This is a genomic window from Flavobacterium anhuiense (genome assembly GCF_050990855.1).
Lineage (GTDB): Bacteria > Bacteroidota > Bacteroidia > Flavobacteriales > Flavobacteriaceae > Flavobacterium > Flavobacterium anhuiense_C.
Genome location: NZ_CP158861.1, coordinates 4,798,833 through 4,810,332, shown reverse-complemented (window position 1 = coordinate 4,810,332; position 11,500 = coordinate 4,798,833). Strand labels below are relative to the sequence as shown.

The window sequence follows — 11,500 nt, the reverse complement described above, 5'->3', positions numbered from 1 at the left end:
GGCTAAATTTTTTCTGTTAATACGGACACAACTTTATTGTCAGGAAAAAATTCTTTTAAAATCACTTTTATCATCGTAAATGCTGGAATTGCGATTATCATACCTACTATTCCAAATGTGATACCGCTGATCAAGATTACCAAGAATATTTCTAACGGGTGCGAATTTACGCTTTTTGATGAAATTATGGGCTGACTAATATTGTTGTCAATCGCTTGCACTAGCAAAAAACCTATAACAACATAGATGGTTCTTGGTACTATTTCAGATTGAAAATCTTGACCAATCATACTGATCATGGTTAAAATTGCCGCTAAAGTCGTTCCGATTATTGGTCCTAAATAAGGAATAATGTTTAGAATTGCGCATAAAAAAGCAATTACAAAAGCATTTTGATTTCCGAAAATGAGCAATACAATTAAATACAGTACAAAAACCACAATCAATTGCAATAGCAAACCGATAAAATAGCGGGTCAATAAGTGGTTTATTTTTGTAATAGAATTCAGGATTTTATCTTCATTTGAATCAGGAAGCACTCTTCTGGCTTGGTCTTTAAAGATATCTTGATCTTTGATAAAAAAGAAAGTGATAAAAAATACGGACACTAAGCCCATTCCCATATCGGCCATAAAATTAATGATCGTATTGATAAATCCTGTAAAATAGCTAAAATCTAACAGTGATGTGAGTTTAGAATCTTTTATTATTTTGTTTAAGTCAATATGCTGAACATTAAAATATTTTTCAAGATCTGTTTCTGTCTCTATAAATTTAGACTGTAGGTGCGCGGTGTCTAGAAGAGCCAAATTATTGGCTTGAGAAATAATTAGTGGAACAAACAAGAGAATAAAGCCAACAATCAGAAAAATAAAAAAGATTATAGTTGTTGAAGCGGCCAACGAATTGTTGAATTTCAATTTGTTTTTTAAAAATAAAACTAAAGGGTTAGCGATTAAGCATAAAATCAATGAGATGCATAAATAGACGATTACAGTCTGAACTTCATATAAGAAATAGAGAACACCTGCTACAATTAATATGACAGCTAGTGCGCGTAAAATTCCGTTTGCAATAATTTTTGATGTTACCATTAATTTCAGTTTTAGACTATAAATATAGGAAAAAGCAATCTAAAATTGTTGTAAACAAAAAAAAAGCGAGATGAAAAACATCTCGCTTTGACTGATTTTTTTCTTTATTATTGTGCAAATGAAGCTCTGGCACCTCCAGTTGTAAAGATAGCAGAGATTCTACTTTTTTGACCTGTTGAAAACATATACATTGCTGCATCATCAACATAATCCATGTAGTTCATAGTCATTTCTACAGGTGTTCCGGAACAAGTGCTGTAATGTGGATAAGCAGGAACTCCATAGTTTGCCGTATTATGCGTAGGTGTATCAGCAACAAGATCGCTTCCGCAAGTTGCATCTCCCCAAATGTGACGTAAATTCATCCAGTGACCTACTTCGTGTGTAGCCGTTCTTCCTAAATTAAATGGAGCGTTTGCAGCACCAGATAATCCGAAATAACGAGAATCGATTACAACTCCATCCGTTGCAGAAGAACCTCCAGGGAATTGTGCATAACCTAAAATTCCGCCTCCAATGTTACAAGACCACATATTTAATTTTGTAGTTGGAGAAGTAGGAGCAATTCCGCCTTGATTTGATTTTTTCATGGCATCTTTTGTACCCCAAGAAGTTTTATTAGTAGATTTTCTAATCACCTGATCTAGTACAAATGTAATTCCGATATTTGCTTTTACGCCAGAAAATAATGCTGGTACATTATTGTAATCAGAGTTTAAAGCGTTAAAATCTTTGTTTAAGACATCAATTTGTGATTGAATTTGTGTGTCTGAAATGTTTTCAGCAGCGGTTCTGTACAATACATTTACTACAACTGGAATTTCGATTTTACCATTTACCAAACGGCCTGTAAAATTAGTTCCTGCATGCTGTGCAGTAAAAGTTTCGATTTCATTCATTCTAATTGCTAATGTAGGATCAGCTTTTAATTGTTCTTCTAAAACTTCTTGAGTTGCGCATCCTCTTCTAGTGGCAACAGTTGCATCTGCATTAGCAGCATCAGATTGTTCATTTTGACAAGCAAACAGCATTAATGCGGCAAATGTGGTAATAATGACTTTTTTCATAATAGTTTGGGTTTTTTGTTATAAAAATGTTGATTAGTTGAATAATTCAGCAATTTTATAACAAAATAGCTTTCAGGCAAAATATTAGAACGAAAATTTTGTGAGAATTTTTACAATCCCTTACAAACATTGATTCCTACAAAAAACGAATTAAAAATATTAATACGTTTTTTCTTTCTTTTGTTGTTTTTTAACGCATTACGTCTTGATTATTTGCAGTTTATCGATTTATTTTGATGCTGCTAATTTCAGTGTATTTGTAATAAAAGTAAAGAAGAAAAGATTTTGAAAGTTTTTTTACAAAGAAGTAATTTCATAAAGCGCAATACTGGCGGCTTGAACAACATTCATACTGCTGTTTTTGCCAAACATATTAATATGCACGATTTGATGAGAAAGTTTTAAAAGTTCTTCTGAGATTCCGTTAATCTCGCTTCCGATTAATAGGGCGATTTTTTTATTTCCTGGTACAACAACTTCTCTTAAAGGTTTACTATCTGAAGTTATCTCTAAAGCAATAATTTCAAAGTTATTATCGAGAAGAAACGATCTAAGTTCTGTATATTCTTCAATTACAGAATGCTGGACATGAAGATGTGTGCTTCGTGAAGTTTTATTGATTTTACGAGGTGTCAGTGGAATATCTTTTCCGAAAAATATAATATTTTCAACTCCGAAAGCTTCAGAAATTCTAAATAAAGAACCAATATTTTGTTGAAAGTAAATATGATCGCACACTAAAGTAATGGGAAATGTTTTTCTCTCAAATTGATTTTCTTCGTGAGTCAGCTGCATTTTTAGTCGTTAAAAAGTGATTAGTGAATAGTGATTAGTGAAAAGTGTTAAGAGTTGATGTTACTTTTTTAATTGATTGAATGGCTAATTACTAATTACTTATGGATTAATTGGTAAAAATATAATTGATGATATTGGCGCCCATTTTTAGCGCTTTGTCTCTTACGTTTGCAGGATCGTTATGAACTTCAGGATCTTCCCAACCGTCTCCCAAATCACATTCGTAAGTATAAAGTAAAACGAGTTTATTGTCTATAAAAATTCCGAAAGCCTGCGGACGTGTTCCGTCGTGTTCGTGAATTTTCGGTAATCCGTTCGGGAAAGGAAAAGGCTTCTGAAAAATAGGATGATTAGCAGGAATTTCAACTAAATTATTATTCGGAAATATCTTTTTGATTTCTTTTCTAATAAATTGATCCATTCCGTAATTATCATCAATATGCAGAAAACCACCCGCGGTTAGATAATTTCTTAAGTTAGTTACATCAGCATCGCTAAAAACAACATTTCCGTGACCGGTCATGTGTACAAAGGGATACGAAAGTAAATCTGGATTGCTTGGTTCTACGGTTGAAGGTTTGTTTTTAATGCGAGTATTAATATTGGCGTTGCAAAAACTAATCAGATTGGGTAACGAAGTCGGATTTGCATACCAATCGCCACCACCGCTGTATTTAAGCAAAGCAATTTCTTGTGAAAAAGATGAAACTGAAATTAATAAAAACAGCAGATATATTTTTTTCATAATACTTTAGAATGAATTAATTAGGAACTTCATTAAAAAAAACAACGCTGTGACAAGCTACAACTGCAGCTGTTTCTGTTCTTAAACGTGTATTTCCTAAAGTTACAGGCTTGTAATTGTTTTCTAATGCCAATGCAATTTCTTTTTCAGAAAAATCGCCTTCTGGACCAATTAAAATAGTAACATCTTCATTTGGTTTTAAAACCTCTTTTAATGATTTTTTGTCCGTTTCTTCGCAGTGAGCGATTAGTTGTAAACCATTTTGTTGCTGCTTGATGAATTCTTTAAACGAAACGGCTTCATTTAATTTTGGAAGAAATGTTTCGTTGCATTGCTTCATTGCCGATAAAATGATTTTTTCAAAACGATCTCTGTTAATCACTTTTCGTTCAGAACGATCGCAGAAAATAGGTGTAATTTCTTGAATGCCAATTTCGGTAGCTTTTTCTAAAAACCACTCAAAACGATCATTCATTTTAGTTGGTGCAACAGCTAGATGCAAGTGAAATTTTGTTTTTTCTGCATTCGTTATAGAAAGCACTTCAACAGTACATTTATTATCTGAAGCCAATGTAATTTGGGTTTCAAACAATAATCCAAAACCGTTGGTAACATGCAGAATATCTGAATCTTTCTTTCTTAGAACTTTTATAATGTGACGGCTTTCTTCTTTATCAAAAGAAAAACTTTCAGTTGTTTCGTCTATATTCGGATTAAAAAATAACTGCATGATTTAAAATTCGATTCTTGCTTTAGAAACTACAGCAGAAGTTTCAAAACGATTAGATAAGTATTTTTGGTATCCTACAATTCCAATCATTGCAGCATTGTCTGTGGTATATTCAAATTTCGGAATGAAAGTCTTCCAGCCGTATTTGCTTTCAGTTTCTTTTAAAGTTGCTCTAATTCCAGAATTTGCCGAAACTCCACCGCCAATTGCTATTTGTGTAATTCCAGTTTCTTTTACAGCCAATTTTATTTTATCCATCAAAATTTCGATAATCGTATGTTGGATAGAAGCGCAAATATCATTCAGATTTTCTTCGATGAAATTTGGATTTGTTTGTTTATTTTTTTGAATGAAATACAAAATAGCCGTTTTCAATCCAGAAAAACTAAAATCCAATCCCGGAACTTTTGGTTTTGTAAAAGGAAACGCTTTAGGATTCCCTTCTTTCGCATATTTATCAATTAAAGGTCCGCCAGGATAAGGAAGTCCAAGGATCTTTGCGCTCTTGTCAAATGCTTCACCCACAGCATCATCGGTGGTTTCTCCAATAATTTCCATATCAAAAAAGCTCTTCACTTTTACAATTTGCGTATGTCCGCCACTGATGGTTAAAGCCAAAAATGGAAATTCGGGTTTGTCGTAACCTTCTTCATCAATAAAATGAGCTAAAATATGAGCATGCATATGATTTACAGCAATTAACGGCACATTTAAGGCTAAAGATAACGATTTGCTGAAAGAAGTGCCCACCAATAAAGAGCCCATTAAGCCTGGACCTTGCGTAAATGCGATTGCGCTTAACTGTTCTTTTTGTACATTTGCTTTGCGAAGTGCAGCATCTATCACAGGGACAATATTCTGCTGATGCGCGCGTGAGGCCAATTCAGGAACAACACCTCCGTATTGATTATGAATTAATTGATTGGCTACAACATTTGACAATACTTTGTCGTTATGTAAAACCGCGGCAGCAGTATCATCGCATGAACTTTCGATGGCTAGAATAAAAACCTCTGGATTTTGCATATAAAGGCACAAATTTTGAATTATATTTGACAAATCAAATGATTCTATTTATTTGATTTAAGCAGTGCCCCAAAATTAAAGAATTTTTATCAAAAACAGCCGTTCTTTGTCTGTTCAAAATAAATTTAAAAAAAAACTAAAATTAAAGAAGCTATCAAAAAAGTAAAGAAAATAATATCAAGAACCCTAATTGGGTTGATTTTACTTTTGTTAGCACTCGCTATCACGCTCTCTCTTCCTGTGGTTCAAACACAGATAGCCAATTATGTTACCAACCGATTAAACGAAGATTACAAGGTTAATATTAATGTTGAAAAAACAGCAATTAATATTTTTGGCGGTGTAAAATTGAAAAATGTAACGATTTTAGATCATCATAAAAAAACGATGATTTATTCGGATATCATTACGACTGATATTGCGAGCTTTAGCAGATTGTTAGATGGAGATTTAATTTTTGGAGATTTGCGTTTGACAGGTTTGATTTTTAATCTGAAAACCTATAAAGGCGAAGATGAGAACAATATCAATAAGTTTATCCAAGCTTTTGAAGTTGAAAATACACCTAAGAAGAAATCAACAAAACACTTTCTCTTAACTGCTAAAAACGCTTACATCGAAAAAGGTAGATTTTCTGTTGTAGACGAAAATAAAAATACTCCTAAGTTTTTGGATTTTACAAAATTGAATGCTTACATCAGTGAGTTCAAATTGTATGGACCTAATGTAAATACCAATATCCACCGATTTTCTTTTATGGATCATCGCGGTTTGTATGTTTCTAATTTTGCTGGAAAATTTAGTTATACTAAAAAACAGATTATAGTTGAAAATCTGGCCATTAAAACCAAAAGATCATCTATTTATGGTGTGGCAATTTTGAATTATAAACCGTCAGATTTTCTTGATTTCACAGATAAAGTTCGATTTGATGTTTTGATAGATTCTTCTTCTATTGCGACAAACGATATCCGTCATTTTTATGATGGTTTAGGTAGAAATCAGCATTTTAAATTAAAAACTAAATTAGATGGTCCGTTAAATAATATGACGCTTACCAAATTGAGATTAAGCGATACAAACGGATCAAAAATTAATGGAACGATCAATTTTAGAAATCTTTTAGGCAGTAAGGAGCAAAAGTTTTCTATGGATGGAAAGTTTGATAAACTGCTTTCTAGTTATAATGATTTAGTGGTTTTGCTTCCAGGAGTTTTAGGGAAAAGGCTTCCAAAAGAGATGAAGAAAATCGGTAAATTTAATATTGTCGGAAAAGCAAAAGTTTCTACCACAGCACTAGAAACTGATTTTAAGATAGCAACCGATCTCGGAAATGGACAAGTCGATCTTCATATGAATAATATGGACTTTATTGATAGAGCTTCGTATTCTGGAAATATTATATTGACAAACTTTGATGTGGGAACTGCTTTAAGCCGAAAAGATATTGGAAGGACAACTTTAAATCTTGATGTTGATGGAGTTGGTTTTACTGAAAAATACTTGAATACGGTTATTAAAGGAGATATTTCAAAATTGGATTATAATAAATACACTTATAATAATATTGTCGTAAACGGAAATTTTAAGCTTCCATATTATAAAGGACAGATTGCAATAAACGACCCAAACTTAAATTTAAATTTTGATGGTCTGCTGGATTTGAGTAAAAAAGAAAATCGTTACGACTTTCATATCACTGTCGAAAATTCAGATTTGCGAAAACTGAAATTCGTAGGCGATTCTATTTCGCATTTTAGAGGTGATGTCGTGGTTCAGCTGACAGGAAATTCGATAGAAAACCTTCAGGGAGATATTTTTATCAATGATGCTAAATATCAAAATCCAAAAGCGACATATGTTTTTGATCAAGTGAATTTAAATTCTAGTTTTGATGCTGATCGTTTGAGAACCATTACCATAAGCTCGAATGATGTTGTGGATGGAAAAATTGTAGGTAAGTTTAGATTTGATCAGTTAGATAAGTTGGTTATGAATTCTGTTGGAAGTTTATACACGAATTATAAGCCATATAAAGTTCGAAAAGGGCAGTTTCTGCGATTTAATTTCCGTGTTTATGATAAAGTGGTTGAAATGCTTTATCCACAAATAAATATTGATTCGTCTACCGTTGTCCGTGGTAAAATAGATTCCGATTTACAAGAATTTAAATTTCGTTTTAGGTCGAAAAAAATTACGGCAGACAAAAATACATTCGATAACATTCGCATCAATATTGATAATAAAAACCCGCTTTATAATGCCTATGTCGAATTAGACAGTATTAAAACACCATATTATAAAGTACGGGATTTCAATTTAATTAATGTTACGGCAAATGATACGCTGTATGTTCGTTCTGAATTTAAAGGAGGAGATAAGGGTGAAGATTACTTTAATCTAGATTTGTATCATACAATAGACAAGAATAAGAATAATATTGTCGGAATCAAGAAATCAGAGATGAAGTTTAAAGACTATCTCTGGTACTTAAACGAAAATGCTGAGAAAGATAATCAGATTCTTATTGACCAATACTTTAAAAATTTCACATTTGATAATATTGTGTTGTCGCACGAAAATCAGAAAATTGATTTAAACGGAGTTATAAAAGGAACGGATTATAAAGATCTCGTCCTCACTTTTGAAGATGTTGACATTAATAAAATTACGCCTGTAAATTCCAAGTTTGTATTTAATGGTAATTTGAATGGTAATGTCAATTATAAGCAGAATAAAAGTGTTTATCAGCCCACGGCATCCATAAAAATTGATCATTTAGTGATGAATAAAACAGAATTAGGAACGCTTAATTTTGATATTTCTGGAGATGAAAGTTTTAGAAAATTCACTGTTAATTCATCAATTCAGAATGGCTTTACAGAATCGTTTAGAGCAAATGGAACTTTTGCAGTAGAAAACAAAGAGACGATAATGGATATGAGCCTGAAGCTTGAAGGTTTCAATTTGGCTACTTTAGGAACCATTGGGGGAGATGTTTTATCTAATGTTCGTGGTTCTGTTTCTGGAAATGCAGCAGTTGTTGGAAATTTAAAAAAACCTGAAATCAACGGACGTTTGTATGTCGAAAAAGCTGGAATGACTATTCCGTATCTAAATACAGATTACGAGCTTAGCGACCGTACCGTAATAGATTTGACAAACGAAAAGTTTTTGTTTAGAAATAATCAGTTGACAGATACTAAATACGGCACCAAAGGTTTGCTGAATGGAAGCATTGAACATAATAATTTTGGCGATTGGAAATTAGATTTAAATATTAGCTCTAAAAGATTACTTGCACTTGATACAAAAGACAGTGATGATGCCGCTTATTTTGGTACAGCATTTATAAATGGAACGGCTAGTATAAAAGGTCCTGTTGATGCTTTGTTTATTAAGGTAGACGCAAAATCCGAAAAAGGAACAGAAGTAAAGATTCCGATTAATAATACACAAAGTGTAGGGGAGAGTAGCTGGATACATTTTGTAACGCCAAAAGAAAAATATAATCTTGCGAATGGAATCATTGAAAAAACGCGTGACTATAACGGACTTGAACTGGAGTTTGATTTTGATATCACGCCCGATGCCGAGGTAGAAGTTATTCTAGATCGAAATTCTGGTCATGGTATGAAAGGAAAAGGATACGGATCACTTTTGTTTAAAATTAATACATTGGGTAAATTTAATATGTGGGGGGATTTCCAGGCATATGAAGGAACTTATAATTTTAAATATGGTGGGCTTATCGATAAAAAGTTTACAGTTAAAAAAGGAGGTTCGATTATTTGGGAAGGAAACCCAATGCGTGCTCAGTTAAATCTGGAAGCTGTTTATAAAACACAGGCCAATCCAGCTGTACTTTTAGATAATACTTCTTCATTTAATAAAAAAGTTCCTGTAGAGGTAGTTATTGGGTTAAGGGGAGATTTGGCAAGTCCAGAGCCTAATTTTGATATTCAGTTTCCTTCGGTAAGTAATGTTTTAAAATCGGAGATTCAGTATAAGCTTGACGATAAAGATATTCGCCAAACGCAAGCATTGTATTTATTATCGACAGGTTCGTTTATGAGTACAGACGGATTTAGTCAGGGAGATTTCTCCGGAACATTAACAGAAACCGCTTCGAGTTTATTAGGTGGTATTATTAAATCGGACAATGATAAGGTAAATATCGACTTAAATTATATTGCAGCAGATAGAAGAACAGGACAGGAAGTTGATGGTCAGTTTGTGGCTAACATCTCTTCACAGGTAAATGAACGAATTACTATTAATGGTAAATTGGGGGTTCCGGTTGGAGGTGTAAACGAATCCGCAATTGTGGGTGATATTGAGATCCTGTATCGTGTAAATGAAGATGGCACGATGAATCTTCGTTTGTTCAATAAAGAGAATGACATTAATTATATAGGACAGGGAATTGGTTATACACAAGGAGTTGGTATTTCTTACGAGGTGGATTTTGATACCTTTAGCGAACTTGTAAATAAGCTGTTTAAAAACCATAAAATCGAAAAAGCGGTAAAAGGGTCTACTTCTAATGAATTGCAAGATTCTAATTTGAATCCGGATTATATGAATTTTACAAGCAAAAAAGATTCGGAGAAAAATAAGAAGAAAGCAAAAGAAGACGAGGAGAAAAGAAAAAAAGAAGAAGAAAAGAAGAAAAAAGACCAGCAGCAAGTGCCAAGCAATACTAATCAAGGATTAATTCCAGATAACGATTATTAACACTTTGTTAAAAATATACTTTTATAAAACCATTATTCTCATAATGGTTTTTTTTGTGCTAAATTTAAGCCCTCTAATAAAATTTTCCATGTGAGCGGGAAATTCTGATTTTTGTAACACTTCATCAGGGTATTGTTAATTTTGACGATTTAATTAAAAAAATAGCGTTTTATTATTTTTAATGAAATTTTTTCCTTGAAAAAACTTATTAACGAAAACGTTTGAATTTAACAGTATTTATTAATTTATGATAATCACAACCTGAAAAGTGATGAATGTTTGCTAATTTTACACTTTAATACTTAAATAATGCCAAAAACAATAAAAAAAGTAGGTGTTCTTACCTCAGGAGGAGATTCACCTGGAATGAATGCTGCAATACGATCAGTTGTTCGAACTTGCGCATACCATAATATAGAATGCATCGGAATTTATAGAGGGTATCAAGGAATGATTGAAGGAGACTTCAAGGAGATGGGACCACGAAGCGTAAATAATATTGTAAACAAGGGTGGAACGATCTTAAAATCGGCTCGTTCAGTTGAGTTTAGAACCCCTGAAGGTAGAAAAAAAGCACACGAAAACCTAGTTAAGGCAGGTGTGGATGCTTTAGTTGTTATTGGTGGTGACGGTAGTTTTACTGGAGGATTAATTTTTAATTCAGAATTTGATTTCCCAGTAATGGGAATTCCTGGTACAATTGATAATGATATTTATGGTACAAGTTTTACTTTAGGGTACGATACTGCTTTAAATACTGTTGTAGACTGTATCGATAAAATTAGAGATACGGCGAGTTCGCATAACCGTCTTTTCTTCGTAGAGGTTATGGGTAGAGATGCTGGGCATATTGCTCTTAATGCCGGTATTGGTGCTGGAGCAGAAGAAATTCTTATTCCTGAAGAAGATTTAGGTTTAGATCGTCTTTTAGATTCACTTCAGAAAAGTAAAGCTTCAGGGAAATCATCAAGTATTGTTGTAATTGCTGAAGGAGATAAAATTGGTAAAAACGTATTCGAATTGAAAGATTATGTTGAAGCTAATTTACCAGAGTACGATGTGCGTGTTTCCGTATTAGGACACATGCAGCGTGGCGGTTCTCCATCTTGCTTTGATCGTGTGTTGGCAAGCCGTTTAGGAGTTAAAGCTGTGGAATCTTTAATTGAAGGAAAATCGAATTATATGGTTGGACTTCGCGAGGATAAAGTGATTTTAACACCACTTGAACAAGCAATTAAAGGTAAATCAGAAATTGATAGAGAATTATTAAGAGTGTCTGACATCATGTCGACATAACCAATATAAA

At 33.0% G+C, this 11,500-nt stretch carries 8 protein-coding genes; 2 read left to right on the top strand and 6 right to left on the bottom strand.

The features are described from left to right. Positions 1-2: 2 nt before the first annotated feature. The 6 genes from ABTV69_RS20735 to tsaD form a co-directional block, all read right to left on the bottom strand. Positions 3-1,094 (bottom strand): AI-2E family transporter, encoded by a 1,092-nt coding sequence (locus tag ABTV69_RS20735; RefSeq protein ID WP_433832218.1) that lies wholly within the window; start codon positions 1,092-1,094, stop codon positions 3-5. 107 nt (positions 1,095-1,201) lie between these two features. After that, positions 1,202-2,161 carry a zinc metalloprotease gene (locus tag ABTV69_RS20730; protein ID WP_433832216.1) on the bottom strand — a complete coding sequence of 320 codons (960 nt, stop codon included), beginning with the start codon at positions 2,159-2,161 and terminating at the stop codon, positions 1,202-1,204. 297 nt (positions 2,162-2,458) lie between these two features. Next, a complete protein-coding gene (locus ABTV69_RS20725) occupies positions 2,459-2,956 on the bottom strand; it encodes a TrmH family RNA methyltransferase (RefSeq protein ID WP_433832214.1) in 498 nt (165 codons plus the stop codon). A gap of 106 nt (positions 2,957-3,062) precedes the next feature. Further along, positions 3,063-3,701, bottom strand: coding sequence for a DUF4159 domain-containing protein (locus ABTV69_RS20720; RefSeq protein WP_433832212.1), 639 nt, complete (start codon positions 3,699-3,701; stop codon positions 3,063-3,065). A 16-nt stretch (positions 3,702-3,717) separates the two neighbouring features. Further along, complete coding sequence (locus ABTV69_RS20715) at positions 3,718-4,431, bottom strand: 16S rRNA (uracil(1498)-N(3))-methyltransferase (protein WP_433832210.1); 714 nt, start codon at positions 4,429-4,431, stop codon at positions 3,718-3,720. Between the two features lie 3 nt (positions 4,432-4,434). After that, entirely contained in the window at positions 4,435-5,457 is a 1,023-nt protein-coding gene (gene tsaD / locus ABTV69_RS20710; RefSeq protein WP_433832208.1) for a tRNA (adenosine(37)-N6)-threonylcarbamoyltransferase complex transferase subunit TsaD, read from the bottom strand. Between the two features lie 195 nt (positions 5,458-5,652). Between tsaD and ABTV69_RS20705 the strand changes: the two genes are divergently transcribed. Together ABTV69_RS20705 and pfkA are read left to right on the top strand one after the other, a co-directional pair. After that, positions 5,653-10,194 (top strand): translocation/assembly module TamB domain-containing protein, encoded by a 4,542-nt coding sequence (locus ABTV69_RS20705; RefSeq protein WP_433832206.1) that lies wholly within the window; start codon positions 5,653-5,655, stop codon positions 10,192-10,194. Between the two features lie 309 nt (positions 10,195-10,503). Next, the gene (pfkA, locus tag ABTV69_RS20700) at positions 10,504-11,490 is read left to right on the top strand and encodes a 6-phosphofructokinase (RefSeq protein ID WP_144219088.1); all 987 of its coding nucleotides are present in this window, start codon (positions 10,504-10,506) and stop codon (positions 11,488-11,490) included. The last annotated feature ends 10 nt before the right edge of the window (positions 11,491-11,500 follow it).